Below are 25,557 nucleotides of genomic sequence, written 5' to 3' on the forward strand. Positions count from 1 at the left end.
TTCTGAACACCAAGAAGATTATATGCGTGCATGGCTTGACGGCTATACAGTCGAAAAACCGCAGCTGTTCTATTTGAAGCACATTGATTTTTGTAAAACAGATAAACACTACGATTGGTTTACAATTAAACATTCTGATGGTCCACTAAATCATTTGAGAGTTGAAAAAGGGGAAAAACCATCTACTATTGATTGTAAATTCACCAAGCAAGAAATCGACAGCATGCAAACTGGGAGCTATGAAAAAATTGAGGTGACGGAATGAGCGAACAAAAATATGAAGTTGAATTTTTAAATAATGATGATGGCAGATTTTTACTTTTTGGAGGAGTAGCCAATTATCATGAATGTTTTATAGAACAGAAAGAAAACAACGAAGGGTATTGGCAACAGCATTTCACAGAACAAGAAATCAAGTCAATTGATGAGCGTTACTGGCAGTTTGCTGTGCCTGTGGAGGACGGAGAATGACAAGAGGATTTAAAAAACTAGATGGAAATGCGACTATTCCAGAACGAGCGACAGAACATAGCGCAGGGTATGACATTTCAGCAAGTGAAACAGTTACGATTCAACCTGATGAAATAAAAATGGTAAGTACAGGTCTAGCTGTTCAACTCGGACGTGACGAAGTGCTGAAATTATATGACCGCTCAAGCAATCCAGTTAAGCGTGGCATTGCATTGATTAATTCAGTAGGAATTATCGATTCAGATTATTATCCTAATGAATTCAAAGGCTTGTTTATGAATATCTCAAAAGAGCCTGTAACGATTGCTAAAGGTCAACGAATTATGCAAGGGGTATTTGTCAAATACCTTACAACAGACGATGACAATGCAAACGGAGAGCGTACAGGCGGTTTTGGTAGCACTGGGGAGGTGTGAGAATGATTAAAACCGAACATGACAAGGTTTTGACTTTATATTGCCAAGACCAAAAAATAGTAACGAATGGAAAGTTATTACGAGTGGAGTTAGGGTTACCTTATCAAATCATGTCATTTAGATATGTCGGAGAAAGCTCAACAGAATATACACGAGGTGACTTTTATAACGTTATTGATTGCGGGCCGCATTGGCATACTAATGAAATTGTAGTTTGGGTTACCAATAATGGACATCCTGAAACTACTGATGTTGATTATTGTACAGCGTTTAGTTTTGATACATTTTTGTCTGATTTTGAATATGACAGTAAATATCTTGAATTAATGGATAAGGTTAAAAAACTACAAGAAATTCGAGTAGAAGAGCTTAAAGATTTTAGTATGAAAACTTTACAGGCAGAACTGAAAAATCAAAAACTCCAAGAACAGCTTAACACTGCGAAAAAGGCACTGACAGAAATAGCAGTTATTCCAACAAAATTTGATGATGGTGGAGCAGGAGAAATTGCGGTTGAAATAGCTCATGATGCACTCGCAGCGATTGGAGGGGATGATGAGTAAAAACAAATATTTTGTTGATGAGTATGATGACGGAGAATTGATAAGCACTACTGATTTTGATGATTTCAACAATGCTTTGAAGTTTTATGCAATGAAGTGGAAGTGGGGATATTCCGCTAGACTTTTCCGAAACGTCTTAGATTTGGACGGAAATACCATCAAAACTGAACGATTTGAATACACTTGGAAATAAAGGGAGTGAAAATGAGTGAATTAGAGGAATTTAAAAAAGTCGTAAGTCCTATTGCATACGGATTAGCATATAAATCGAAGCTTGGAACTACAGAGTATCAACAACTGTATGCTGATGGAGATGTTATTAAATATTTTAATAATAAACCCCAGCTCACGATTCCGAAAAGCATTGCGGATTTATTGGATGAAGAACTGAATCCGCTTAAGAGAGAATCAATGATTGAGACGTTCGTGCTTGGAGTTAATTATTTAGTTCTGTCAGATGAATTAATGAAATTCGTTATAACAGGAGATAATTATCATATTATATGCGCCTACCTCGCAGGCAAAGCCTTCGGAGTTGATTTAGTGAAAGTGGTGGAGGGATGAAAATTGAATTAGAAACAAGACCCTGCTTAGTAACTTTTAGTAATAAAAAGCAGATTCAGGGAACTTTTATGGGATTATTTCAGCATTCGCATACTCATGGAGATTCATTAATAGCTGGTGGTTTTAAAGCAGGAACCGTCGCTTATCCTATCGCTATTGTAGAAATCAATGGAAAAATGCAAGAAGTAAGAATTAGTCAGATTGAATTTCTTGATGTTGCGAAAAGCGAGGTATCAGAATGACCGACAAACTAATATCGCTGGTCATTGACTGGTGGGGAGGGATTGAATGAAAACAAAAGAAACACTTGAACTTGAGGAGCTTTTGTTTAAAAGTCATGGGCATAAATTGGGAGAATACTCTTGCTTTGAGGTTACATTTGGTAAACGTGACCCTTGGTCTAAAGGAACAAGCGAACGAGTTGATTTTGTATCTTATGAGAATCAAGGGAATACTTTTAGATGTTATGAGATAAAAGTTTCAAAACCTGATTTTATGAGCAGTGCTAAAAAAACATTCTCAGGAGATTTCAACTACTTTGTTATGCCTAGAGAGCTTTGGGACAAACTGACTGAGGAAAATAATGAGCTTTTACGAACATATTTATTTTCTGGAGTTGGTGTGATTATACCAACAATTAGAAAAGGTGGTCTTGAGGTTGTAAGAAAACCCAAAAGAAAAAATGTGGCTCTTCATGAAAAATCCCATATGTTGGAAAGTATGATGAAATCTATGTCACGCTATGTCAGATTGGAGGACAACCAATGAAACTTTTGTGTAAGCTGTTCGGGCATAAGTGGGGTTACTTCTCCACAATACCGAACGAATTAATCTGTAAAAGGTGTGGCGCTGAAATCAACCGCTCAGAACTTGACGAGTCTAGCGGTAGTCACGAAAAATGGCTTGATAAACATATGGATTGAGGTGGAGATGATAAGGCTGCAATGTGTGTTGCTTATGCCAATAGTTTAGCAGATTTAATTCAAGACATAGAAAGCAACGCAGGTTGGCGCACTGATAGCAATTGTGCTTTCAAAGTTGCCTATATCGAGGAGGTTGTGGAATGAAAGATGCATCAAAATTAGTTTTATTTATCATCATGGCTACGAGCATTTTATCGCTTGTTATATCTATGCCAACGCTGATTGTGGCAATACTTATGGGAATTAAATACTTTGCCCTTAGAGCGCTAATCGCTGTGATTATGGGTACCGTAATTTTCTCAATAACTTGGGTAAGATTGAACAACCAAATGGACAAAGAACTTCAAAAAATTGATGAAGAGCTTGCTGAGCACAAATCAAAAATGGGGCAGCTCGACAAAGAATTTGATGAACAGCAAAAAAGAGTCACTGACAGATTTAAGAATTTGAGGTAAGTAAATGACAAGACGGAGAAAAGCAGAGATAACAAGTGTTTACGGCGGAGATGGAACGAAAATTGATTCTTATGTTTCTCATGATGGATATGTTAATATACCACGTTTCAAGCACAAGAAAAAGCCCATCTCAATGATTAAGGCTTTGAATGTGAGGGACAGCATTAATTATCGGAAAAACTTATGGGCAATACAAGAAAGAAGTAATAAAAATACAATGCTTTTATCAGAAACAGGCGGAGGAGATATGGGAAAGTTGACGTCAACAAATTTAGAAACGGGAGAAAAAAGGTGGATATGATAGATACACTAATTAAAATTTTTTCAATTGTAATCATATCGTTTTTTGTATCTGGTTCAATTGGAGTTGCTATTGCTTATAAAAAACAAATTACAGATGACGGTGCTACTGACATTCTTTATGGAGCAACATTAGCAATAATTGCATGTGCTTTAACTGAGTTATTTATACTTGCTGTTATTGGATTGTTTATCTAAAAAACCCGAACTGACCAGGTTCGAGCGCAAAACTTAATTTATTTAATTATTATATTATTTTTTGTATTATTTGGTCAATTATATTATATCACATCATACTGAGCTAGGAACTCGCTAAACTCAACTGGAGGAGAAAGATGTTAGAAATTAATAACCAAGATAGAGGTAGTGGAAAAACTACTAAAGTTATTGAGCTGATGAAACAAGATAAACAAGCTTTATGTTTAGTACCGAATTTTACAATCAAATATCGTTTATTCCCGAAGTACCTACAAGACAGAGTTATTTCTTCTACTTCTGATATTAGAAACATCTCAATTGAAATGCGAAGTAGAGGTTTAAATAAATTATTTATTGATGAACTGATGCTTTCTAAATTCGATATTGCTAAGCTTTTTTATGGATTGGGTGAAAAACATATTAAAGTTGTTGTTTATGGTACTGATAAGTGATAACAAAAAAAGCCCACGGCAATGGGCTTTACAAACTGATTTATTCTAATACTATTATAACATAACAGGAGTTAGAATATGACAAAAGAATTGACGAAAGCACAATGGCATGATGTTCGAATGACCTTAAGAATTATCATTCGCAATAAGAAGAATGCCAATCAATCTCAGCTTATCAATGAAGCATTAGACAATATTAAAGACGAAGACGATCGTAAGATATTCAAACATTATTATATCGATCGCTGGGGTATCATTAAAATCACTATGAATATGTATTACTCAAAGACTGCAGTCATTGCTAGAAATAATAAAGCAACGCAACAGTTTGCTGAGAAATATGACGGTGGTCATTTACTTAAGATGTTTCATGAATAATATAACAGAAAGGATAACCACATAATGTTAACGATAACAGAAGCGCAAGCAAAAGCAGTCCGGAGAAAGAGGGCCGACTTAAGACTGACAAAATCAGAAGCTCATAAACTTATTGGTATTGGCGAGAAAACTTTACGCAAAGTTGAAGAAGGAAATTATAAAACAAAATCGACAGTTTATACAAAAGTTATGGAATGGTTGGCAGAAGATTATTAATATAAAGAACGCTACTTTTTCGTAGCGTTTTTGTTTTACGATTGAATCATGATAGATGTGAGTACACCAAAGGCAAGACACAGGTTCTATTGCTCAGGAGCTTGGAGACGTATGAGAGAACAGATACTCAAGCGTGATAACAATGAATGTCAATGGTGCAAAGCAGAAGGCAGAGTGACAACGGCTAAGACTGCGACACTAGAGATAGATCATATTAAGGAACTTGAGTATCATCCAGAGCTTGCACTAGAGCCGAGTAACCTGCGTACCTTGTGCCACGACTGCCACAACAAGAGGCATGATAGACACAGATACAAGCAGTTTGATGATGAAACTTTTGAATTCTGATTTTATTGTTCGGAAATTACAGAAAAATAATTAAAATATACCCCCGGGTCTAAAATAATTGGGTCTATTTCCAAATTTACCACAGACCGGTTGGGGTCTTTTAACCAAAAATAAAGCTATTTTTTAAGAAGGGAGCTGAAAATGGTAAATAACAAATTGAAGAAAGTCTTAGATGATAAAAAATTGAGTTTTTCAGATTTGAAAAAGTTGCTTGAAACAAAAGAAATAAAAATAAATAACAGCCAGCTTTCTTTATACTCTAGGGGAAAGAGGAATCCTAAAAATAAAAAAATGTGGATAGATATCGCTGAAGTTTTGCAAGTTGATTTACAAGAAATAATCACTGATATAAATTATTATTTGTCAATCATGAATGAAATATCTGAAAACAGTACTGAAAAAAAAGACAAAACTGAAAACGAAAAAACTAATGACTCACTTTTTCAAGAATTGCTCTCTCTTGTTGATAAAAATTCGCCATCTGAATTAGAAAAAGTGTACCGATACTGCAGCTTAGTTTCTAATTTTGAAAATTTAAGCAAAGCAATTGATAAGGCAGGAGTAATGATTCTGGTTTCTTCTGGTGAAAATGAGATAAAAAAACCACACCCTGCAATTGCAGAAAAAGTAAAAGTAAATGCTGCCTTAATTAAGTTAGATGAATTTTTTGAAGAAAAACGAACATCAAAACCTAAAAATAGTAGCGAAAAAGATTGGAGTAAATTTACGAAGTGATCGATTACGTTCAAAATTACATTGACGGTTATTATGCGGGAATGGTCAAATTCAACTATGAACGAAAATTACTTGTTGATTATATTAAACGTGAGGTAGTGCCTCGTCTCGAATCAGGCGAGGTATTTTTTGACGTTGAACAAATCGAGAATTGTATTGGATATACAGAGAAATATTTCTTTGAATTGGAAGATTTCCAAAAATTCATTATCGGTTTTGTTTTCTTATATTTTTCAGAAAACCATCGGAATGTCTATCGAAAAATATTAATTATGATTGCCAGAGGGAATGGTAAAAATGGATTACTTTCTGCAATAGGAAGTTATCTAACAACCCCTATGCATGGAATCGCTAACTATAATATTTCAATCGTGGCCAACAGTGAGGACCAAGCTAAAACAAGTTTTGATGAAGTTCACGATACAATTGAGAACCATGAAGAATTAGAAGAATTATTTGGTAAGCCGCGTAAATCTGAAATCAAGAACTTACAGACAAAATCGCTCTTTAAATTCAGAACTTCAAATGGAAATACTAAGGATGGACTTAGAGATGGGGCGGTTATCTTTGATGAAATCCACCAATATGAAAGCAATAAAGATGTAAAAGTACATATTTCTGGACTAGGTAAACGACCTAATCCACGTGAATTTTATATAGGAACTGATGGTTATGTGCGTGATGGATTCATTGACCAGATGAAAGATATGGCACTAAAAGTCCTTAAAGGCGAAGCGAAATGGAATGCTATGTTTCCATTTATTTGCAAATTGGATAAGGCAGAACAGGTTGATGACCCTACCCTTTGGGAATTATCGAGTCCTATGTTTTCACTTCCAATGACAGAGTATGCGCAAGGACTTTTTGAAACAGTTCTTGAGGAATATGAGGACTTAGAATTAAATCCTAGCGGACGAGATGAATTCATGACTAAGCGCCAAAATTTCCCAGTGACTGACATTGAAAGAAGCGTGGCAACCTATGAAGAATTAAAAGCAACTAAAAAAGAATTTCCAGAATTAAGAAATCTACCTGCGGTTGGAGGATTTGACTTTGCCTCTACTCGTGACTTTATCGCAGTTGGTGCATTATTTAAGGTTGATGGGGATTATGTTTTCAAATCTCATTCATTTGTTCGTAAAGAATTTGTCGATAGAATATATAGCTATTCAAAACCAAATGAAAATGTTAATGGTAAGCGACGATTTGCTCCGATTAGACAATGGGAAGATGAGGGATTGCTCACAGTATTAGATGAACCGTCAATGGATGCACAGCACGTTGTAGATTGGTTTGTTCGTATGCGTGATGAAGAAGGCTATGAATTCCAAACTATTTGTGGAGATGGCTATAAAATGAGGGAGTATTTACAACCTAAATTTGAAGAAGCAGGGTTTGAGGTCTCTTGGAATGGGAAATTTGAAGAACCGCTCGGTTATCGCGTGGAAGTCATTCGCAACTTTAGGGCTATTGATGCGCAATTATCAACGGTAATTGAGGACAGTTTTGCTAATCAAAAAATTAATTTCGGTGATAATGATATGATGCGGTGGTACACAAATAACGTACTTCGACATTTGAAAAAAGATGGAAATGTGGAATATATAAAAAAAGAAGATGTCAGACGAAAAACAGATGGATTTAAAGCTTTTGAAGCAGCAATGTTCAAGGCTGATTTATTAAATGAAGTAGATTCTACAGATTTTTATGATAATTTGGGTTGGTTTATGGGTTAAACGATACTTTTTAAGAGTAAAAATATTAGATAATTTACTTATGAAGTTATCAGCGAAAGCAAACAAAATGTAATTCGTTCGGTTGGATATACTTCTGCTGTTAGTGGATGCATGGTCAAGGGGTTAAGACACTGCACTTTTAATGCAGAGGCGTGAGTTCGAATCTCACTCAGTCACATAAAGTTGGTTATGACAGTAGCCCATCGGTTTGAATCCGTAAAAGTTCTTTAATTAGTAGAATTATTGAACGCCTGTTGTAGCGAGGATATGGCTAAGGTTCGTTAGTAAGGTCGCACCTTACGACTTAGTATGGAATTGTCAGGGTTCGACTCCCTGACTTGCTATTAAACGTTTATAGCTAAGTGGCTACTGTCTATTAAGACAAAAGGGTCGAGTAGTTAGTGAGTAAAACAGCGGTATACTAACAGCTTAGTGGGTAAGCAAGGAATAGAAACGACTTCGCTATTAGAAGTTATAGAGTTCGTGACTCTATCTTGCTATTGCCATTATATGGCGCAAATGTTTTAGGTATGTGGCTATTCATCCCCTAATTCAACCCGGTGCAGGGTGCAAGCACAAAAAGAAATAATAGTCATTTGTACTCAGCTTTTGCAAGAGCGAGTACATTAAACAGGATGGGTGGCAAGGCGTCACGCTAGTTTCATAAGCTAGAATAGAACGGTTCAATCCCGTTATCCTGAATTGAGAGCTAATGACTCTCTGGGGCTTGCGAGTTTGCGGGCGATTTCGATTGCATTGCTTAATACCGGTGCATGGAAAAATATTTAAATTATTTATTAGTCAGTTTACGCTGGCTATTTTATTACAGGTTGTCCACTGGGCAGCCTTTTTATTTATAAAAACGCTACTTTTTCGCTCTACTTTTCCATTAAACTTGAATTAAAAGTACGGAAAGGAGAAAATGTGGGACTATTTTCAGACATTTGGTCATCTGTAAAAGATAAGTTAAGTGCAACAGATTTAACCGGATATGATGCCTTGTTTAATGCACAAGTCACGCTTGGTATTAAGAATGCTGCTTTAGAATCTTGTGTTTCTTACTTAGCAAGAACTGTTTCTAAAGGTAAATTTGTATTTAAAAATGAAAGCTCGATTACAGATTCTAAATTTGATTATGCTTTAAATATGAGACCGAATCCCAATCAAACAGCTAGTGAATTCAAAATTTCAATGATAAAAAATCTGTTAAATGGTGAGTTATTAGTTATACAGGATGGTGATCAGTTCTATATTGCTGATAATTTTGTAACAAACTATTCGCTTGACGGGAACACATACACGGGAGTGACAGTTAACTTCTCCAATAGCAAAGTTTCTAATGCTCCTAATTCTGGACCATACGCTCAAAAATATTTTAATAGAACCTTTATTCAAGGAGTGGATTGTTTTCACTTAGATAATGACAATATTGGGATAAAAAAATATGTTGATAGTCTATGGGATGATTACGGGAAATTATTCGGAATCTTAATTGCTAATCAGCTCCGTGTAGGGCAAGTTAGAGCAAAAATTAGTATTCCTGTTACTAGTAAGATTGATGATAATGAAAGAATAAAATTACAGCAACAATATGCGACAACCTTATACGAAAAAATGATGAATGATCCTATTGTCTTCATTCCTGCAGACGATAAAGCAAAGTCTTCATATGATGAAATTTCTTCTAGCAAGTCCGCAACACTACAAAATCAGATTACTGACTTTTGGTCTTTAAAAAAAGTGTTTATTGGAGAAGTAGCAGGGTTGATTGGAATTCCTCCGGCACTAGTGCTTGGAGAAACTGCTAATAATTCTGAAAACTTGGATTTAGCAATTGAATCCGCAGTGATTCCATTAGGAAACAAATTATCAGAAGGATTTGCAAGTATTTTAATTAAAAAATCAGGATATTCAGTTGGTAATACCCTACAAATGACTGGATTTAAAACAATTAACATCCTTGATAGGGCTGATGCAATTGATAAAGTTGGTTCAAGCGGTGTGGTTAAAGTAAATGAAGTTCGTGAGGCTTCTAATTTACCTCCAATTCCTGATGGAGATAGATTTATTATGACAAAAAATTATCAAAAGGAAGGAGTACCTAGTGAAAACTCTTAATTTACATGGACCTGTTATTGACTCAGATGACTCTTGGTTTTATGATCTTCTAGAAATAGAAAATATTAACGCTAAGTCAGTTGAAGAATTTTTAGATGAAGCGAACGGTGAAGATATCAAACTATCAATTGATTCAGGCGGGGGTTCGGTACGTACAGGAAGTTCAATCTATACTTTATTGATGAACTACCAAGGAAAAATTACTGCAGAGGTAACAGGGCTTTGCGCATCTATTGCTAGTGTCATTATGTTGGCCGCTGAACACATTGCAGTATCTCCGGCAGCGACTATTGTTATTCATAATGTTTGGTCAGTTAATCAAGGAGATTATCGCGATATGGCTAAACAATCTGATGTATTGAAAGAAATTAGTTCTAGCATTGCTAAAATGTACGCTAAAAGAATGGGATGTACATTGGAAGAAGCGCAAGCAGCAATGGATGAAGAAACTTATTATTCTGCAGATCAGGCAGTAGAGGCAGGAATTGCAGATGAAAAATCATTCGAAGAAGTAAAAACACCCCTTCAAATGATGGCATCAATGGACCAGGCTTTCTCCAGCGATAAAATTGCCAAGCTCAAAAACTTTATGAAGGCTCAAATTAAAAATGAAACTAATAATTCGCAAGAATTCAAGTTGGATTCAGAACAATATCAAGGAATAACAGATCGTTTAGATCAACTTATTTCTTTTGAAAGTGAAGAACCAAATGAAGAACCAGTAGCTAAAAAATCTAATAACTCGGCAGACAAGCCACTTAAAAATCAAAAATTTAAACCACTTTTCCTAGGAGGAATTAAATAATGGACTACACAAAATTACCTAATTACGAAGCAGCTGTAGGAAAATATACAGATGCAGTTGCTAACGGAGCCGATGAAAAAGAACAACAAAAATTATTTGCTCAGTCTATGGAAGTTATGGGCACTGAAATTGTTGAAAAACTTGCTGATCAAACAAACGAAAAAATCAATTCATTGATGTCATCTCGTTCTGCTGAAGTAATGTCAGCAGAAGAAACAAAATTCTTTAACGATATTACTTCTGGTGTTGGAAATGTAGAAAAAACCTTACCTCTTGAAATTATCAATCAAGTTTTTGACGAATTGACTTATGCCCATCCTTTACTTGATGTTATAAATTTCCAAGATATGGGACTTCGTACAAAAGCAATTACTTCCGATGGAATCTATGATGGTGGATTAGCAGTATGGGGGACATTCACTGGTGATATCCAAGGTCAGTTGAACCAAAACTTCGGGGAACATGATTTTTCTCAAAATAAACTTACTGCGTTTACTGTTATCCCTAAAGATGCTCTTGACTATAGTTATGATTGGTTGAAAACATTTATTGTCTTACAATTATCAGAATCAATTGCAGTTGCTCTCGAAACAGCTTTAGTACTTGGAGATGGGAATAACAAACCTGTTGGTTTAATCAAAGATGCTACAGTTGTAAATGGAACTACTACATATGGAGATAAAACAGTATCAGCCGACCTTTCACCGCTTGCTGCTTTAGAAAATTCTCAAGATGTTTCCAAACAAGCTGCTAAAATTCTAGCACCTATCATGAAAAAGTTGTCATTCAGCGAAAAAGGCATTCCTCTCAATATTGCTGGACAAGCAAAAATTTTGGTTAATCCTCAAGATTATTATAATTTCACTGCGATGTTCTTATATTTGAATGCTAATGGAGTATGGGTTGATATCTTACCTTTCAATATCTCTGTAGTCCAATCAATGGCCGTACCTGCTGGTAAAGGAATTGTATTTGTTGCAAATCGATATAATGCTTATCGTGGAAAAATGACAATGCAAGAATTTGACCAAACGTTTGCTCTTGAAGACCTTCAACTTTATACTACCAAATCATTCTATTGGGGCAAACCAAAAGATAATAATGCTTCAGCGCTTGTTACAATTGCGGCCGTACCTGCTGGGTAAGGAGTAGTCAATGAAATTAAAAGTAAAAGCTGTCTTTGATGATTTAAAGGAAAATGTTAGACGTGAAGTTGATGAAGTTTTTGAGGCTTCCGTAGCAAGATTCAAGGAGCTTGAAAAAAAGCTCCCTGGTTTTGTTGAAAAAGTGGAGGAAAAAGAAGATAAATAATAGGAGTTAAATATGAGTACTGCAGAAACTTGGGCTAATGATAACCTTAATTCATTCAAACAAAGAATGAGAATCAGTACTAACGATTCTGACGAACTTGCTAACTTAACAGATATGCTCATAGCCTCTTACACCTCAATTCTTAGATTAGTTGGAGTGCCTGATGCAAGTGATCCAGAAGTTAAGGAATTAATTTTTGAGCGTTCACGTTATACTTATAATGATGCTTTAGATGAATTTAAGGAGAATTATAAGCAAAATATCCGTGATGTATTTTTGGCTAATCAATCTTCTGTTGATGAGGTAATAACATGATTAAATCTCAGAAAATACTTAAGTCATCTAATCGTACCAATAACGGAACAATGCGAACGCAAGTTACATTTCAAGGAGTAGGACTTGATACGTCATTTGACGGGAGAGGCGGTGATCCTATTGTTCTTTTTAAAACCTACGCAGATGTTTATTCCCCTAGTAATAAAGATTTAATGATATTAGGGAATCAAAACGTTAAGAATGGTGCGACGCTTAAAATTCGAGACCCAATGACTGGTTATCAGCCTAAAAACGATGACAAAGTGATTATTGATGATTCGAGATATGCAAATAAAGTATGGAATATCATCGATATTCAGCCAGATTTTCATGATCGTACTTTCTTAAAAATAATACTTGGAGGTACAAATCTTAATGAGTAGTTCAATGACAATCAAAGGATTTGAAGAGATTGAAGCAAAATTGAGAGAAAAGTTCAGTGAAACTCGTGTGAAGAAGATAGAAAGTGATGCACTTAAAGCAGCTGCGGATGAAGCTGTAGTTGATTTAAAGAGTACCCTTTCTCAATTTGCAAATTCTGGTGATACAGTAGCTGGTGTTGTTCGAGGAAATGTTTCTAGAACATCAGGATTCCCCGTCATAAAGATAGGTAACAACGGTAAGCATTGGAGACTTGTCCATCTTGAAAATAATGGTTTTGTCAGAAATGGTAAATCATATCGTTATAAAAGTTTTGGTGCTTTACAAAGATTTTCAAATGCTCAAGGACAAAAATTTGTTAAGACAGCGCAAGCTAATTTGAAGGAGTTGCTAAAATGAATGATATGCTAAGCGAACTTATGCAAGCTTTAGCTAATGACTCTGATATTCTAGCAATTCAAAGAACAGGTGGGCTTAAAAGTTATTCAAGATATGAAAATTTATCTGAAAGCTCAACAAGTATAACAATTACTCCGACTGGTCCACCAGAACAAACAGCTATGAGTAGCAATGATTCACTAGCTAAACATTTTGTTTATCAGGTTAGCATAGAGGCAATTGACCGATTAACAGTAAAAAAATTACAGAATACAGTTGAAAATATTCTAAAAACAAAAGGATTCTTCCAGATGAATGGCGGACTAGATGAATATTTTAGCGATACAAAAAGATATGTTGATGCTCGGTTTTATGAAGGCAATAGCAATCTTTACGAAAATTATTGAAAATAAGGAGAATAAATAATGTCAGTACCTATTGGTTTTAAACGTTTAACAATTCGTATTAAAGACGGAAGCGATCCCGTTCTTAATACAAATAAATTTGTAATTGAAGGAAAAAAAGATAATGGTGGGATGGTTTCCGCTAAAGTCTCAGGATTAGCAGTTGATGCTGTAAAATCTTACTCTTCAAATAAAGTGTATGCTATTTCTGGAAAAGGGGTAGGTGATGGTAAGGTTGACTTTGACATCATGGACTTCCCTGAAAAAGTTAAAAACGCAGTACTTGGAATCGTAGCCTCTACTAATGGCGTATATAAAGCTACTGCAGACCGTACTTCTCCATACTGCTCGATTCTATTGGAAGATGTAACGCCTCAAGGTCATCCATATTTAATGGCATTTGTAGACGGAATGTTCTCTTCTGATGGTCTTGAGTTTAATACAGTACAAGGTAAACAAAGTGAACTTCCATCAGAAGCTATTAGCTTTGCTATTGGTTCTGATGACAACGGATTGTACTACTCTACCTTTGTAGGGACTGGAGCTTCTACTGATGCAGCTGGCATTGCAGAAATTGAAGCTGATGCTTTAATGGTAGCAGCACCTGCAGGAGGTGAGTAATAAATGACTAAGCTATCAATTACTCTTCGTGATAAAGACGGTGAGTTTACTGTTACTCAAGAACATGTTAGCGGTCAAAAGCTTCTTGATTATTGGGATATGGCAGTTGAAATTGAAAAAAACGTTGATAAGATGTCTATTTCAGACGTTTATAAAAAACGGATTAATTTCATCGCTGGTTTATTCGATAGTTCAAAGGTAACAGAAAAATCAATTTTGGCAAGTGTACCTGCTTGGGAATTGCAAAATTTCATTAAAGATGTTTTTGAAACGATTACTGGTTCAAAAGAAGTTACGGGTGACGAAAAAAAGGAACAATGACAGTCTCAGAAGCTCGTTCTGAATTTCTAGACTTTGTAAAAACGCTAGTATCGACTGGTTCATATACTTTAGCAGATATCCTTAGTAATGATTTTTCTACAGTTGTTTCTGTGGTTGGTGCAAAAATTATATCAAATGATGGTAGCGTCGATGAGCCTAAACAAGAAAAAGTGTTATCACTCTGGGAGTTTGGACAGTCATTAAAATAAAAATAGCTCTTATGAGCTGTTTTTTTATTTAAAAAAGAGATATAATTAAATAAAAAAAACTGGAGTATGATATGGAAAAATCAAATGGCAAAGAAGTTAATATTAAAATTCTTTTTACAAAAAAACTTTTGATAGTTCTATTTGCTGGTATGGGACTATTCTTATTTTGTATGTACTTACTTATAATGACTACCGTTAACCATAGGAATCCATTTAATGGGTTGAAGTATATACCATCAAATATGGTTAAAATACCTATTGCTTCAAATCAAGCATGGAAGATAGATGAACCAATTGCTACGAAAAAGCTTGAGAAAGCTGGATTTGGTGTAAAATATATATATGATGGTCCCGTAAGCAACAATAAATTAGTAGGAAAGTGTATAGTTGATCCTTTGGTTGATAATAAAAACGTAATACAGCATTATCAAAAAAAGAAATATGGTTTTGAAAGTTCAGAAGACAAAATAAAGTATGGGTATGATGTGAAAGAAGGGCAAGGATACTATGCTGCGAAAGGTTCAACGATTACAGTGAGAGTTCAAACAAATGATATGGACAAAATCACAGAATCTCATGATATAGATTATTGACAATAAATTTGTAAATTAAGTATTTATACTAATACAAAAAACGCTACTTTTTAAGGGCGTTTTTTGTTTATCCTTGAATTAACGATAAAAGTTCAAGGAGAAAGCCATGGCAGATACACCTTTAGGGAAAATGATAATTGAAATGGGCTTTGATGATTCCAGCTTCGCAAAGGGTGTTACTGGAGTTAATAAGCAATTAGCAGCATTAAAAAATGATTTAAAAACTTCTCAAACATCATTTTCAACATTTGGGAAAGGTGTTGACGGAGTTAAAAGCCCAATGGAAGTTCTAACAAAATCTATTGAGGCGCAAAAAAGGCAATTAGATTTACTAAAAAAATCTTACAATGGTTCACTAATTGACGGAAAAGCAAGCTCTAGCACTCAAAAATATGCGACTGATATTTCTCGTGCAAATGCACAATTAATGCAATACCAGGCTCAATTAAAAAATGCGGCGATTGAGCAATATAAACAAACCTCTATCTTACCTAAAATGTCTTCAGGACTAGGAAAAGTAAGCTCAGGTTTAAATTCAATTGCTTCAAAAGCTATGCCTGCTTCAATTGCTATAACTGCAACATTTGCGAAAGGAATTCAAGCAGCAACTAATTTCAATGGTAAGATGACTGAAATCCAAGCTTTGTTATCAGATGGAACACCAGCAAGTGTTCTTTCTAAGCAAATGGATACTTTATCAGATAAATCTAAACAATGGGCTAGACAATACGGTATCGATACCTCATCTATCAATGATGGTATGGAAGAAATGATTAAACGCGGTTATGATTTTAATCAAACCGTTGGGGCTATGCCTGCGGTATTAGATGCCTCAAGAGCCTCAGGGGAAGATTTCGGAACAGTAATGTCTGCATCAACTGCTATTCTAGAACAGTTTGGTTTAAAGACTGAAGATACAGCATCCATGATGAAAAATACCCAACGAGTAACGGATAGCTTGACATTTGTAGCTAATAAAACCTCTGCAGGATTTGAAGACATGGGAATAGCAATGGAATATGTTGGACCCGTTGCTCATTCTTTAGGTATGAATGTTGAACAAACCGCTGCTGCAGTAGGATTGCTTTCAAATAATGGTATCGAAGGAGAAAAAGCTGGTACATCACTTCGTGGCGCTCTATCTCGATTGTTAAAACCTACTAAACAATCTTCGGCAGCTTTTGAAGAACTTGGCATTAATATCGATGAGTGGAAAAAAGGAAATATCGGTTTACCTGATATGCTCGATACCATCAAAAAGCATACCGAAGGTATGACAGATGCTGAAAAAAGTTCATTAGTTGCTAAAGCTTTTGGTGTAGAAGCTCAAACAGGTATGAACGTGCTGATTAACCAAGGCGGAGATGCATTACGCAACTTAACCAAAGAAACACAAAATGCGACTGGTTATACTAAAAAGCTCGCAGACCAAATGAACAATTCTGATAAGAATACTTTTAATAAAGCTAAAGCGACTTTGGAAGTTTTATCAATTGATTTAGGTCAAAAACTCTTACCTTCAATCATTCCAGTTGTTAAAGAAATAGATAATCTAGCAGGCTCATTTTCAAAATTAAGCCCAGAAACTCAACAATTCATCATTAAAATGGCAATTGCGGCTGCTGCAGTTGCTCCAACAGCGAAAGCTTTAAGTGGATTAACAAGCATTCTTTCGGGAGTGACTGGTGGTCTGGCTAAGCTTGGAGCAAAAGGAGCTGGCGAACTCGCACTTAGAGGAATTGCCACAGAAGCAGGCGGGGCAACTGCTGCGCTAGCTGGAGGTGGTGGCCTATCCGCTTCCTTAGCTGGAATCTCTCCAATACTGGCTGGATTAAGCCCAGTGGCTGTAGGTGCTTTAGGTGTAGCTGGTCTAGCGGGACTAATTATCGGCGTAAGCAAAGCTGTAGATGAAGCAAAAGATAGAGTTAAGTTCTTTGGTCAAGTTGAAGTTCCAAAAGAAACTGTTGATAAAATAGATGATTTTAGAGGACGAATTGACAAAGCCAAGGTAGCAATGGAAGAGTTCGGTACCGGAAGCCAGAATTCAGCCCAAAAAGTTAAAGATGCTATCAATTCACTTTCAGAAGGAACAAAAGGTGATATTGATAAGGCAACCAAAGAAGTTGAAGCAGCAATGAAACGCCAAGGTTATACAGATGAACAAATCGAGGAAATGAAGTCTCGTGGTGAGAAAGCAAAAAATACTGTTCAAGCTGCAGCGAGTGACATTTCTCAAGTTTATATTAATGCCAATAAAAGAGATGTAAGAAATCGTGCCTTAACAGTTGATGAGCAAGCGCGAGTTAGCTCTAACATGAAAGTGATTTTTGAATCAGAAGCTGATGCTCTTAAAATAACAGGAGATAAAAAAAATACACTGATGAAGGCTCTAAACGGAGAATTCAATAATATGTCTAAATCTCAAGCACAACAGGTCGTTAATGACATGAGGGGAATGAGAGAACAGGCAAATAAAGAGTATGATCAACAAGCTTCGGATTTGAAGACTCTGTTGGATGATCAAATTATTACAAAGCAAACTTACAACGAAAGAATGGCCGCGGCAGAACAGGAGAGAAAAGAAAAATTAGAGCGATACGGAGTAGCTGTTGCTAAAGCTGAGGATGTAATCAGAGGAAACCTTAAATTAGGTGAAGCTGGTTACAAAGAGTGGCGTGAAAATGCTGAAGCAGAAATGGGGTTATATGGTGAATCATTCGATGAGGCTTTGGCTAAAGCTGGTGATGCAAGCAAGAAGTTAGGCGATAATGGCAAACTCTTGGCTAAATATACTACTGGGATGTCGGATGATGCAAAAAAAGCAAATGATGCATGGAATAGTATTATCTTTGACCCCAAAACCGGGGAAATTAAAACAAATGCTCCTGAAGCAATAGCAGAAGTTGTTAAATCTAAAGAAGGTTGGGATAATATGCAGTTCATCTTGAAGAACGCTAATTTAACAACGAATGCCAGATTTACAGTCGCAGAAGCTTTAATTGCTAGTGGGCAATGGGACCAGCTTTCTCCTGAACAAAAGAATTTGGTTGTCAATAATCAACAAGGATTGCTTGCTATTGCTGATAGTAGACAAAACATGAAAATTTGGAATGAAATGCCAGATTCTGTTAAGAAAATTCTTGGTGATAATAAAGATTTCTTACAAAATAAAGAAACTGCCCAACAAGCTTTAACTGGTTGGAATACACTTCCTGCTCAAACTAAAAAATTATTAGGTGATGATACCGACTTTTTGAGTAAAAAAGGAAACGCAGCTCAAGCATTGAATACGTGGAACTCTATGCCAGAAAATGTTAAAAAGCTTCTTGGTAATGATACTGATTTCCAAAACAAAAAAGGAGCAGCTGCTAGCGCATTAAAAGCATGGGATGCCATGCCTGAGAATGTTAAGAAAATGCTAGCTAATAACTTTGATGTATTGTCCAAAAAAGAAGGAGCTACTAATGCAATTCTGCAATGGAATAATTTGCCAACTAACACCAAAAAATTATTAGCAAGTAATCAGACATCGGAAGGCGTTAATTCAGCTAATGCATGGATAGAAAATAATTTCAGAGGCAAAACTGCTAATTTACTTGCTAATTCTCAACCAGCCATTGATACTCTTAACTCTTTTCTGAATTTACCGGCTGCTAAAACTGTTCAAATTGTTGCAAGCACAACTAAAAATGCCCAAGGTACACCTTATCATCCTGGAGGGCTTGCTATGGTTAATGACCAAAAAGGTCCAACTTATAAGGAATTAATCAGCCTTCCTAACGGAGTAAGTTTTATTCCAGAAGGTCGAGATGTGACAATGCCACTGCCTAAAGGAACGAAAATTTTGAAAGCTAGCAAAACAGCACAACTTATCCCTAAATATGCCGATGGCACTGGAGGAATTCCAGCTAATGCGAAAATATTTAGAGATATGAGAGCAGTTCAACAGCAGTTAGTCGTTAGTGCTCCAGTTGTTGACAATACCGGATTGTTGAGTGCTATTTTAAAAGCTATTCTAAACAGTGGTACTAATAATGATGTTATTAAAGCAATCCAATCTTTAGCAAATCGTCCATCAGTTTCTGTTTTTGATAAAAAGGATGCTGCTAAAACACTAACAAAATTAATTTCTGAAAATCAAGAAAAGGAATCTCTCATAAGCACTCTGATAGGAGGTCATAATCCGTGAATAAAATAATGAAAATAACGCTGGATGGAATCGACATATCGAAATTGTTTTACTCCGTCACAAATATAAAACGAAATATCGGTTCAAATTGGAGTAATACTACTAGTCCTAGACTTCAAGGTGTAGAGTTTCTTTATAATGCTTTAGGTGGTAAAACAATTTCATTTGATTATGAAATTAATGGCACATTTTTTGATGAAATCAATGCCAACAAAGAACTTCTTGCGAAATATATTAATGTTAAAACCCCAGTACCCTTAATTTTTAATGATGAGCCAAATAAAGTTTGGTATGTTGTACCTGATGGTGAGCAGTCTTTCGAGCAGACTACAGGCACTCTCACGTTCTTAGTTCCAAGCGGTTACGCAGAATCAGTCGATACTAAAGTATTGAATAATGATAACTCAGGCGGAGAAAATGGAACTATCATAAATAATGCTGATAACTCAGTTTCGGTATTGATTAATAATAACGGGACATTACCAATCTATCCCACAATTAAAGTCACTCCAACATCTGAAACAGGTTATTTAGCCTTTGTTGGTCAGAGTGTTCTTGAAATAGGTAATCCAGATGAAGCAGATACAACCACGGCTAAAAGTCAAAAGATAGTCTGTGATTTTAAAACTAAGTCAGACTTTGAAACTAACTTTGTTCCAGATACAAGCTGGACGACTTCATGGCCAACAAATCTTGAGGGAATGCCTTTGAATAGTACCATTGCTTGGAAAGATGATGGGATTCGAATTGGAGCAATGGCGCAATCTTCGCTTTGGAACGCAGGAGTTTTAAGATATGAAGTACCTAAAGATGATTTGGGTAATTATGTTAAAGATTGGCATGCAAATTTCAATACGCTCTATATTCAGAAAAATCTTGAACAGTGCGGCCGATTTCAAATTCATTTTGCGGATGAAAACAAACAGCCTCTTGCTTGCTTTGAAATCTATAAAGGAGGTGTTGGTGAAAATGCAAGTTTGAACTTTTGGCTGATTGGTGGAGATAAAAAATTAAAACATTTCAAAAACCATACATTTTCAGCGACAACTGGAAAACCAGATAAAAATGGCGCTCCACTTTTTGCTGCAAGTCATGGCGGACAAGCTATTGTCAAACAAGGAAACCAGATTTCTTTTTACTGGCGAGGTGTTGCAGAAACTTATCCCATGGGAGATGGGTCTGCATCGACTAAACTGGCTTATGTTTATGTTGTGATGGGGAAAAGACAGTATTATCAAATGGTAGCAGATACAAGTCTTAGATCATTTAAAATAATGAACCTAAATAATGAATATACTGTCGATATTCCTAATAAGTACCAACCAGAAGATGAAATAAAAGTTGATATGGATAAATCAAAAATCACTGTCAATGACTTAGGGGCGAACTCAGACTATATCACGGGTTCAGAGTTCTTTTCAATTCCTCCAGGGACAAGTCAAAAACTAGATATTGTGTATTCAAACTTCACGACAAGTCCGCCTAAAGTTGAAATCGAGTGGAAGGAGCGAATCTTATAATGTTAATTTCAATTCATGACCATACATTGAAACGAGTGGGTTTCCTCAGTAATGACGACTCGGAAACTCCTGATTTTAAAGATGATAATTTTCATCGCTACTTAGCACAGGGGACATCAACTTTTGATTTCACGGTCAATAAAATAAAAAATGGAGTAGTCCAAGATTATGTTCAATTGCTAAATGAGCGAGCTTATTTCAGCTTTCAGTATGAGGGAGAAGACTTTCTTTTTGATTCTGTTATTGTCGAAGAAGATGATGACAAAATTACTTTCAATTGTCTAACTCTTAATCTTGAAATGCGAAATGAAGAAGTTAAAGCTTTAACAAATACTGACAGTCATAACATTCAATGGTACTTTGACCAACTAGGCCTAATCAATTTCGCTAAAATCTCACTTGGCATTAATCAGGTTGAAAATGATACAAGGGTCATTAATTATGATTCAGAAGATACTAAACTTGCTCGTTTAATTTCAGTCATTCAAAACTTTGATGCCGAGTTTGAGTTTGTCACAAAATTAAAAAGAGATGGAACGCTTGATAATATCACACTCAATATTTATAAGAAAAATGATGGTGGCGATGTTCAAGGAGTTGGTCAAAACAGAAATGATGTGCTTTTATCCTTTGGAGAAAATGTCACAGGGGTTAATCGAAAAGTTGAAAAGTCTCAGATATTTAATTCAATTTATGTCACTGGGAAAGATGGGTTAAGTTGGAAAAACTCTTCCTGGTCAGTTACGAATTCAGAAGGGCAAGAAGAATTCTATAAAAGAGCTGGTGAAAGTTACGCTAAAGCCCCACTATCTGCTCAAATGTTCCCTTCACAACTTCAATCTTCTAGCAGTGATATCTTTACCAATAAAAATGTAGCAACCGAATATACTACAGTCAATGCAATGTGGGGCTATGCTTTAAGTCAGTTGAAACAGTATGCTTATCCATTAGTGACTTATGAAGTATCAGCAACTAGTGATTTGACTGTTTCAAGTACTGGAGACGGTATACCTCTTCATATTGGTGATACGGTCAGAATTCAAGATAAGAATTTCATTGATTCTGATGGAAATGTTGGTTTGTTTTTGTCGGCTCGTGTGAGTGAATTAGAAATAAGTTTCACTAACCCTACAAGTAACAAAATTACATTTTCGAATTATATCAAGCTTAAAAGTGAAGTGTCTGATGATTTAACTGCTAGAATGCAAGAAATTATCAATGCTAATACTCCTTACCGTCCTGATATCACTTCTACCAATGGCTTGCAATTTAAAAATGGAACGGGAACGACTACACTAGGCGCTCATATCTATTTTGGGTCAGATGACAAAGAAACAATCGCAGACAGCTATGAATGGTCGAAGGATGGAACGGTTGTCGCAAACGTTCAAGAAATCACTGTGGATGCCAGCGGAGTTGTGGATAAAGCAGTTTATAGTTTCAAAGCAACAATTGCGGGCAAAGTAGTCGCAAGTCAGTCGGTGACTATCACTAATGTGGATGATGGAACTAGCCCAATTAATCTAGTTATTGATTCATCTAATGGCTATCAATTTAAAAATAATATCATTAATACAACTTTCACTGCGATACTTTATCAAAATAATAAAGAAATTGATAGTGATGGAACAAAATTTGCTTATATATGGTCTAAAACTAACTCTGATGGAACAGTAGACACCGCTTGGAATCTTGCTCATCAAACAAGTCAGAAATCAATTACAATCACAAATAGTGATGTTTGGCAGAGAGCTACATTTGATTGCACTGCAGAGCCACTTAATTAATAGGAGGAATAAAATATGTCAATTGTCTCAAGTGGACAAATCACAATCACAGATTTATCAGATGGGATGCAACTCAATGCTTTCATCACAGCGAGTGGGGTGACTACTCAAACTTATGATGCAACAGCTCAAACATGGTCACCAAGTTATGCGACTACTCCACAAGTTTTAACGCTCAACCTTACTAAAGCAGGGAGTACAACTTCTGTTATTAGTGGGATTTCAGGAAACATTACTTGGACACGAGCAGATGGAACGGCAACAACAACTATCACTTCAACTACTAATACTGATACTCAATATATGAGCGGAAGTGCAAATAGTGTATTGACAACAAAAGTCAATGTCCCAATTGCTAACTCAGCATCACGATTCACTGCTTCTGGATTATGGGTTGACCCTAATACAGGTTTAAATGTTCCGTTCTTAGCTGTTTTAGATTTAACTGTTGTACAACTTGCTAAATCAGCTGTTCTTGCGAATGTTTATGCTGGAAATGGTGGAGCATTCTACAATTCTATGCCTGCAAGCTTAACAGTTAACGCTGATTTGTATAAAGGGGGGCAACTCTCCGCAGGAAACAAGCAAATATTCTTCGGTTATGCAGATAGTACTGTAACTACAACTGGTTCAACTGGTTATAACTCAAACCTTGGATTAGGCTGGCATTTATGTACTTCATCTACAACTGGTCAAACTCCCAATGTAGCAGCGGGAACAAATACAACTTCTCAAGGGATATTAACAGTTCTACCAACGGCTATTACGAACTCGCAAAGTTATAAGGCGGTAATCATTGACCAAGCAGGCGGTACAGCAGGAACGGCAGTTAGTGGTATATGTACTCTTCTTGATTATACAGACCCATTAACTTGTACAATTGATAGTACAGCAGGTAGCATTTTTAAAAATGGTTCTGGTACAACAACGCTTACTTGTCGAGTGTTTCAATCTGGTGCTGAAATTGATACAGCTGGAACAACCTATACTTATAAATGGTCTCAACGTGACCAAAACGGCGTATTAAATGCTAATTTTGGCGGTACGGGCAATCAATATAAAACTGGTAAAACAATTAGTGTTGCGGCGACTGATATCAATGTCAAAGCTCAATATACATGCGAGGTGAATCAATAATGAAAAGTACATTTTATGCCAATATTGAACTTGGGGGAGAAATCACACAAGTTAGCTTTGAAGCAACAAGCGCAAGTGATGTGATTGAACAAATCTGGCGGACTTATGGTATCTCCACTCCAATTATTGAAATTTGGGCGGAGGTGACTGATGGCGATAGTAGCAAGCAATAGCCTCACCGTAAGTAACGTTAATGATGGGACAATAACTCATACAGCCTATGCTTACAGCGCAGACGGTACCGATAGATTCACGACTGTTTATCCGAAACCTAACCTTTTAAATGGAACTAAAGTTCATGATATTTTCAAAGGAACCGGAACAACAAACGCTGGCGGAACACAAAAATACACTCTTGACAAAAGTCTTAAAATAAGTGACTTAAAATTAAGTAGATACCAAGATTTAATTTTTGAGTTTGACTGGAAAGCTACTGGAACAAATCCATCAGGAACTTTCGTTTATCAAACTCAAACCTATTACAAAGGAACGAGTGTAACTGTTTCTCCAACAAATACTTCTGGACATGTTAAAAATACATTTTATAACCTACCAGTAACAACAGACACTTCAACCTTTATGAATATTAGACAAGATAATATCCCTACAACTGTCACAGTAGAAATATCTAATGTAATGATGTATATTGTCGATTATTCTCCTTGGATGCCTTCATCTAGCGAAGTCACAACTGCTGACTGGCCAAGCTACATTGGTCAGTACACAGACTTTACGCAAGCTGACAGTACTAATCCATCCGACTACACTTGGAGTTTGATACGAGGAAATGATGGAGCAGCAGGTCCACAAGGTCCACAAGGTCCAACTGGCCCTGCTGGAAGTAACGGTAACCCAGGAACAAGCGCGATAAATATCGATCTATCTAATAAATCGTATAACTTCCTTGCAAATCTTGAAGTATCAGACTCAGGATCAGTCATGCAAGCAGTGGCAGGAAGTACTACCACGACATTTACAGCGCTTCAAGGAACGGCAGCAATTAATATCACTGCATTGACCTGTACGACAACATTACCAACAGGTATGACCGTTTCTATTGGTACTTTAAATGCACTGTCAGTAGTTGTTACTATTTCTGTTGATAATACCATGATTACGCCAAATGGAGTACTTAACTTTTCAATAACGGCAGGAGGGGTTACAACAACAAAAAGTTTTAGCTATTCTCTTGCGATTAATGATTTAACAGTAATTAATTTGGCAGCTATTAATTCTAATCTTGGTAATGTTAAAAACATCTACTCTCACTATAACGGTTCAGATGGCGGAACCTATAGTGGAACAATAGAAATTAATGATGAAAATATTAAAATTACTGCGACTAATGATAATAATAGTAATGAAGTTTCTAAAACACAGATGAATGGTGAAAATGGAATATGGCATAGCACTAAACTACAAAAAACAAATTCACCAGGGGTATATGTTTTAAGTAATTGGTCACTTACTGGAGCAACTTTAAGCTTTGAAAGCCAACAATCTGATTTAACTTATCCAAATGGATATTATTATGCTTCGTATGGTATTGACGTGCATGCTAGAAATATCGTTGGCGACAGTATTTCTCAAACAAATGACGTTAGAACTTGGACGCCTATTACGCTTAATAATGTTACAAGTGCTGTTTTGATGTATCAAATCATCAATGGTGTTATTCACTTAAATGGTCAAGGAAATTGGGGGAGCTTCACT

General features: G+C 36.0%; 36 protein-coding genes, 1 tRNA gene and 1 pseudogene. All 38 read left to right on the forward strand.

From position 1 onward, the window contains the following. Positions 1-265: DUF1642 domain-containing protein (locus tag HFD15_RS12790; protein WP_167593689.1), on the forward strand; the 265-nt coding region annotated here is incomplete at its 5' end. Beyond that, complete coding sequence (locus HFD15_RS12795; protein WP_167593690.1) at positions 262-471, forward strand: DUF1642 domain-containing protein; 210 nt, start codon at positions 262-264, stop codon at positions 469-471. The genes HFD15_RS12790 and HFD15_RS12795, both read left to right, overlap by 4 nt. Then, positions 468-887: a dUTP diphosphatase gene (gene dut, locus HFD15_RS12800; protein WP_167593691.1), complete on the forward strand. Its 420-nt coding sequence runs from the start codon at positions 468-470 to the stop codon at positions 885-887. The genes HFD15_RS12795 and dut overlap by 4 nt, the downstream gene beginning before the upstream one ends. A 2-nt stretch (positions 888-889) precedes the next feature. After that, positions 890-1,450, forward strand: a complete 561-nt coding sequence (locus HFD15_RS14430; RefSeq protein WP_167593692.1) for a hypothetical protein — start codon at positions 890-892, stop codon at positions 1,448-1,450. Continuing rightward, the gene (locus HFD15_RS12810) at positions 1,443-1,643 is read left to right on the forward strand and encodes a hypothetical protein (protein WP_167593693.1); all 201 of its coding nucleotides are present in this window, start codon (positions 1,443-1,445) and stop codon (positions 1,641-1,643) included. Before HFD15_RS14430 ends, HFD15_RS12810 begins: the two co-directional genes overlap by 8 nt. A gap of 11 nt (positions 1,644-1,654) precedes the next feature. Then, positions 1,655-2,014 carry a hypothetical protein gene (locus HFD15_RS12815; RefSeq protein ID WP_167593694.1) on the forward strand — a complete coding sequence of 120 codons (360 nt, stop codon included), beginning with the start codon at positions 1,655-1,657 and terminating at the stop codon, positions 2,012-2,014. After that, positions 2,011-2,256, forward strand: a complete 246-nt coding sequence (locus tag HFD15_RS12820; RefSeq protein WP_167593695.1) for a hypothetical protein — start codon at positions 2,011-2,013, stop codon at positions 2,254-2,256. The genes HFD15_RS12815 and HFD15_RS12820 overlap by 4 nt, the downstream gene beginning before the upstream one ends. A 46-nt stretch (positions 2,257-2,302) precedes the next feature. Further along, a complete protein-coding gene (locus tag HFD15_RS12825) occupies positions 2,303-2,782 on the forward strand; it encodes a hypothetical protein (RefSeq protein ID WP_167593696.1) in 480 nt (159 codons plus the stop codon). After that, a complete protein-coding gene (locus HFD15_RS12830; RefSeq protein ID WP_167593697.1) occupies positions 2,779-2,937 on the forward strand; it encodes a DUF1660 family phage protein in 159 nt (52 codons plus the stop codon). Before HFD15_RS12825 ends, HFD15_RS12830 begins: the two co-directional genes overlap by 4 nt. A 21-nt stretch (positions 2,938-2,958) precedes the next feature. Next, positions 2,959-3,081 (forward strand): hypothetical protein, encoded by a 123-nt coding sequence (locus HFD15_RS14555; RefSeq protein WP_255457195.1) that lies wholly within the window; start codon positions 2,959-2,961, stop codon positions 3,079-3,081. Further along, complete coding sequence (locus HFD15_RS12835) at positions 3,078-3,392, forward strand: hypothetical protein (RefSeq protein ID WP_058208327.1); 315 nt, start codon at positions 3,078-3,080, stop codon at positions 3,390-3,392. The genes HFD15_RS14555 and HFD15_RS12835 overlap by 4 nt, the downstream gene beginning before the upstream one ends. 4 nt (positions 3,393-3,396) lie before the next feature. After that, complete coding sequence (locus HFD15_RS12840) at positions 3,397-3,693, forward strand: hypothetical protein (RefSeq protein ID WP_167593698.1); 297 nt, start codon at positions 3,397-3,399, stop codon at positions 3,691-3,693. Beyond that, positions 3,690-3,890 (forward strand): hypothetical protein, encoded by a 201-nt coding sequence (locus tag HFD15_RS12845; RefSeq protein ID WP_167593699.1) that lies wholly within the window; start codon positions 3,690-3,692, stop codon positions 3,888-3,890. The genes HFD15_RS12840 and HFD15_RS12845 overlap by 4 nt, the downstream gene beginning before the upstream one ends. 137 nt (positions 3,891-4,027) lie before the next feature. Next, entirely contained in the window at positions 4,028-4,342 is a 315-nt protein-coding gene (locus HFD15_RS12850) for a hypothetical protein (RefSeq protein ID WP_167593700.1), read from the forward strand. A gap of 78 nt (positions 4,343-4,420) precedes the next feature. After that, entirely contained in the window at positions 4,421-4,720 is a 300-nt protein-coding gene (locus tag HFD15_RS12855) for a hypothetical protein (RefSeq protein ID WP_047206014.1), read from the forward strand. Between the two features lie 24 nt (positions 4,721-4,744). Beyond that, a complete protein-coding gene (locus HFD15_RS12860; RefSeq protein WP_031560813.1) occupies positions 4,745-4,936 on the forward strand; it encodes a hypothetical protein in 192 nt (63 codons plus the stop codon). A 48-nt stretch (positions 4,937-4,984) separates the two neighbouring features. Beyond that, the gene (locus tag HFD15_RS12865; RefSeq protein ID WP_039115545.1) at positions 4,985-5,284 is read left to right on the forward strand and encodes an HNH endonuclease; all 300 of its coding nucleotides are present in this window, start codon (positions 4,985-4,987) and stop codon (positions 5,282-5,284) included. Between the two features lie 141 nt (positions 5,285-5,425). Next, on the forward strand, positions 5,426-6,019 hold the full coding sequence (locus HFD15_RS14435; RefSeq protein ID WP_238785370.1) for a P27 family phage terminase small subunit: 594 nt from the start codon (positions 5,426-5,428) through the stop codon (positions 6,017-6,019). Next, entirely contained in the window at positions 6,016-7,755 is a 1,740-nt protein-coding gene (locus HFD15_RS12875; RefSeq protein ID WP_181952284.1) for a terminase large subunit domain-containing protein, read from the forward strand. The genes HFD15_RS14435 and HFD15_RS12875 overlap by 4 nt, the downstream gene beginning before the upstream one ends. A gap of 103 nt (positions 7,756-7,858) precedes the next feature. After that, positions 7,859-7,933: transfer RNA gene (locus tag HFD15_RS12880), tRNA-Lys, on the forward strand. 746 nt (positions 7,934-8,679) lie between these two features. Next, positions 8,680-9,873: a phage portal protein gene (locus tag HFD15_RS12885; RefSeq protein ID WP_167593701.1), complete on the forward strand. Its 1,194-nt coding sequence runs from the start codon at positions 8,680-8,682 to the stop codon at positions 9,871-9,873. Beyond that, positions 9,860-10,678: a head maturation protease, ClpP-related gene (locus HFD15_RS12890; RefSeq protein WP_167593702.1), complete on the forward strand. Its 819-nt coding sequence runs from the start codon at positions 9,860-9,862 to the stop codon at positions 10,676-10,678. Before HFD15_RS12885 ends, HFD15_RS12890 begins: the two co-directional genes overlap by 14 nt. Beyond that, on the forward strand, positions 10,678-11,823 hold the full coding sequence (locus tag HFD15_RS12895) for a phage major capsid protein (protein WP_167593703.1): 1,146 nt from the start codon (positions 10,678-10,680) through the stop codon (positions 11,821-11,823). Before HFD15_RS12890 ends, HFD15_RS12895 begins: the two co-directional genes overlap by 1 nt. 10 nt (positions 11,824-11,833) lie before the next feature. Next, complete coding sequence (locus HFD15_RS12900; RefSeq protein ID WP_167593704.1) at positions 11,834-11,989, forward strand: hypothetical protein; 156 nt, start codon at positions 11,834-11,836, stop codon at positions 11,987-11,989. 12 nt (positions 11,990-12,001) lie between these two features. Then, a complete protein-coding gene (locus HFD15_RS12905; protein WP_039116097.1) occupies positions 12,002-12,304 on the forward strand; it encodes a hypothetical protein in 303 nt (100 codons plus the stop codon). 50 nt (positions 12,305-12,354) lie between these two features. After that, on the forward strand, positions 12,355-12,687 hold the full coding sequence (locus HFD15_RS12910; RefSeq protein ID WP_167593705.1) for a phage head-tail adapter protein: 333 nt from the start codon (positions 12,355-12,357) through the stop codon (positions 12,685-12,687). Next, positions 12,680-13,084 (forward strand): HK97 gp10 family phage protein, encoded by a 405-nt coding sequence (locus HFD15_RS12915; RefSeq protein ID WP_023189091.1) that lies wholly within the window; start codon positions 12,680-12,682, stop codon positions 13,082-13,084. The genes HFD15_RS12910 and HFD15_RS12915 overlap by 8 nt, the downstream gene beginning before the upstream one ends. After that, positions 13,081-13,470 carry a hypothetical protein gene (locus tag HFD15_RS12920; protein ID WP_023189090.1) on the forward strand — a complete coding sequence of 130 codons (390 nt, stop codon included), beginning with the start codon at positions 13,081-13,083 and terminating at the stop codon, positions 13,468-13,470. Before HFD15_RS12915 ends, HFD15_RS12920 begins: the two co-directional genes overlap by 4 nt. An 18-nt stretch (positions 13,471-13,488) precedes the next feature. Then, on the forward strand, positions 13,489-14,088 hold the full coding sequence (locus tag HFD15_RS12925; RefSeq protein WP_039116091.1) for a major tail protein: 600 nt from the start codon (positions 13,489-13,491) through the stop codon (positions 14,086-14,088). A 3-nt stretch (positions 14,089-14,091) separates the two neighbouring features. Continuing rightward, positions 14,092-14,409, forward strand: coding sequence for a phage tail assembly chaperone G (gpG, locus tag HFD15_RS12930; protein WP_031560789.1), 318 nt, complete (start codon positions 14,092-14,094; stop codon positions 14,407-14,409). Next, positions 14,406-14,618, forward strand: a complete 213-nt coding sequence (locus HFD15_RS12935) for a hypothetical protein (RefSeq protein ID WP_039116089.1) — start codon at positions 14,406-14,408, stop codon at positions 14,616-14,618. Before gpG ends, HFD15_RS12935 begins: the two co-directional genes overlap by 4 nt. Positions 14,619-14,689: 71 nt before the next feature. Beyond that, complete coding sequence (locus HFD15_RS12940) at positions 14,690-15,211, forward strand: hypothetical protein (RefSeq protein WP_167593706.1); 522 nt, start codon at positions 14,690-14,692, stop codon at positions 15,209-15,211. 106 nt (positions 15,212-15,317) lie between these two features. Further along, complete coding sequence (locus tag HFD15_RS12945; protein WP_167593707.1) at positions 15,318-19,400, forward strand: phage tail tape measure protein; 4,083 nt, start codon at positions 15,318-15,320, stop codon at positions 19,398-19,400. Next, the gene (locus HFD15_RS12950; RefSeq protein WP_238785371.1) at positions 19,397-20,920 is read left to right on the forward strand and encodes a distal tail protein Dit; all 1,524 of its coding nucleotides are present in this window, start codon (positions 19,397-19,399) and stop codon (positions 20,918-20,920) included. The genes HFD15_RS12945 and HFD15_RS12950 overlap by 4 nt, the downstream gene beginning before the upstream one ends. Beyond that, positions 20,920-22,707, forward strand: a complete 1,788-nt coding sequence (locus HFD15_RS12955; protein WP_167595094.1) for a phage tail protein — start codon at positions 20,920-20,922, stop codon at positions 22,705-22,707. The genes HFD15_RS12950 and HFD15_RS12955 overlap by 1 nt, the downstream gene beginning before the upstream one ends. Before the next feature lie 15 nt (positions 22,708-22,722). Beyond that, positions 22,723-23,844 (forward strand): hypothetical protein, encoded by a 1,122-nt coding sequence (locus HFD15_RS12960; RefSeq protein ID WP_167593801.1) that lies wholly within the window; start codon positions 22,723-22,725, stop codon positions 23,842-23,844. Beyond that, entirely contained in the window at positions 23,844-24,017 is a 174-nt protein-coding gene (locus tag HFD15_RS12965; protein WP_167593802.1) for a hypothetical protein, read from the forward strand. Before HFD15_RS12960 ends, HFD15_RS12965 begins: the two co-directional genes overlap by 1 nt. Before the next feature lie 37 nt (positions 24,018-24,054). Beyond that, a pseudogene (locus HFD15_RS12970) lies at positions 24,055-25,557 on the forward strand (phage tail protein); the annotation flags it as partial.

Source organism: Lactococcus sp. EKM203L (genome assembly GCF_011800585.1).
GTDB lineage: Bacteria > Bacillota > Bacilli > Lactobacillales > Streptococcaceae > Lactococcus > Lactococcus lactis.

Bases quoted from the DNA above. Each gene is read 5' to 3' on its own strand.
- HFD15_RS12795 (WP_167593690.1), top strand. From the start codon at position 262: ATGAGCGAACAAAAATATGAAGTTGAATTTTTAAATAATGATGATGGC.
- dut (WP_167593691.1), top strand. From the start codon at position 468: ATGACAAGAGGATTTAAAAAACTAGATGGAAATGCGACTATTCCAGAA.
- HFD15_RS14430 (WP_167593692.1), top strand. From the start codon at position 890: ATGATTAAAACCGAACATGACAAGGTTTTGACTTTATATTGCCAAGAC.
- HFD15_RS12810 (WP_167593693.1), top strand. From the start codon at position 1,443: ATGAGTAAAAACAAATATTTTGTTGATGAGTATGATGACGGAGAATTG.
- HFD15_RS12815 (WP_167593694.1), top strand. From the start codon at position 1,655: ATGAGTGAATTAGAGGAATTTAAAAAAGTCGTAAGTCCTATTGCATAC.
- HFD15_RS12820 (WP_167593695.1), top strand. From the start codon at position 2,011: ATGAAAATTGAATTAGAAACAAGACCCTGCTTAGTAACTTTTAGTAAT.
- HFD15_RS12825 (WP_167593696.1), top strand. From the start codon at position 2,303: ATGAAAACAAAAGAAACACTTGAACTTGAGGAGCTTTTGTTTAAAAGT.
- HFD15_RS12830 (WP_167593697.1), top strand. From the start codon at position 2,779: ATGAAACTTTTGTGTAAGCTGTTCGGGCATAAGTGGGGTTACTTCTCC.
- HFD15_RS14555 (WP_255457195.1), top strand. From the start codon at position 2,959: ATGTGTGTTGCTTATGCCAATAGTTTAGCAGATTTAATTCAAGACATA.
- HFD15_RS12835 (WP_058208327.1), top strand. From the start codon at position 3,078: ATGAAAGATGCATCAAAATTAGTTTTATTTATCATCATGGCTACGAGC.
- HFD15_RS12840 (WP_167593698.1), top strand. From the start codon at position 3,397: ATGACAAGACGGAGAAAAGCAGAGATAACAAGTGTTTACGGCGGAGAT.
- HFD15_RS12845 (WP_167593699.1), top strand. From the start codon at position 3,690: ATGATAGATACACTAATTAAAATTTTTTCAATTGTAATCATATCGTTT.
- HFD15_RS12850 (WP_167593700.1), top strand. From the start codon at position 4,028: ATGTTAGAAATTAATAACCAAGATAGAGGTAGTGGAAAAACTACTAAA.
- HFD15_RS12855 (WP_047206014.1), top strand. From the start codon at position 4,421: ATGACAAAAGAATTGACGAAAGCACAATGGCATGATGTTCGAATGACC.
- HFD15_RS12860 (WP_031560813.1), top strand. From the start codon at position 4,745: ATGTTAACGATAACAGAAGCGCAAGCAAAAGCAGTCCGGAGAAAGAGG.
- HFD15_RS12865 (WP_039115545.1), top strand. From the start codon at position 4,985: ATGATAGATGTGAGTACACCAAAGGCAAGACACAGGTTCTATTGCTCA.
- HFD15_RS14435 (WP_238785370.1), top strand. From the start codon at position 5,426: ATGGTAAATAACAAATTGAAGAAAGTCTTAGATGATAAAAAATTGAGT.
- HFD15_RS12895 (WP_167593703.1), top strand. From the start codon at position 10,678: ATGGACTACACAAAATTACCTAATTACGAAGCAGCTGTAGGAAAATAT.
- HFD15_RS12900 (WP_167593704.1), top strand. From the start codon at position 11,834: ATGAAATTAAAAGTAAAAGCTGTCTTTGATGATTTAAAGGAAAATGTT.
- HFD15_RS12905 (WP_039116097.1), top strand. From the start codon at position 12,002: ATGAGTACTGCAGAAACTTGGGCTAATGATAACCTTAATTCATTCAAA.
- HFD15_RS12910 (WP_167593705.1), top strand. From the start codon at position 12,355: ATGCGAACGCAAGTTACATTTCAAGGAGTAGGACTTGATACGTCATTT.
- HFD15_RS12915 (WP_023189091.1), top strand. From the start codon at position 12,680: ATGAGTAGTTCAATGACAATCAAAGGATTTGAAGAGATTGAAGCAAAA.
- HFD15_RS12920 (WP_023189090.1), top strand. From the start codon at position 13,081: ATGAATGATATGCTAAGCGAACTTATGCAAGCTTTAGCTAATGACTCT.
- HFD15_RS12925 (WP_039116091.1), top strand. From the start codon at position 13,489: ATGTCAGTACCTATTGGTTTTAAACGTTTAACAATTCGTATTAAAGAC.
- gpG (WP_031560789.1), top strand. From the start codon at position 14,092: ATGACTAAGCTATCAATTACTCTTCGTGATAAAGACGGTGAGTTTACT.
- HFD15_RS12935 (WP_039116089.1), top strand. From the start codon at position 14,406: ATGACAGTCTCAGAAGCTCGTTCTGAATTTCTAGACTTTGTAAAAACG.
- HFD15_RS12940 (WP_167593706.1), top strand. From the start codon at position 14,690: ATGGAAAAATCAAATGGCAAAGAAGTTAATATTAAAATTCTTTTTACA.
- HFD15_RS12945 (WP_167593707.1), top strand. From the start codon at position 15,318: ATGGCAGATACACCTTTAGGGAAAATGATAATTGAAATGGGCTTTGAT.
- HFD15_RS12955 (WP_167595094.1), top strand. From the start codon at position 20,920: ATGTTAATTTCAATTCATGACCATACATTGAAACGAGTGGGTTTCCTC.
- HFD15_RS12960 (WP_167593801.1), top strand. From the start codon at position 22,723: ATGTCAATTGTCTCAAGTGGACAAATCACAATCACAGATTTATCAGAT.
- HFD15_RS12965 (WP_167593802.1), top strand. From the start codon at position 23,844: ATGAAAAGTACATTTTATGCCAATATTGAACTTGGGGGAGAAATCACA.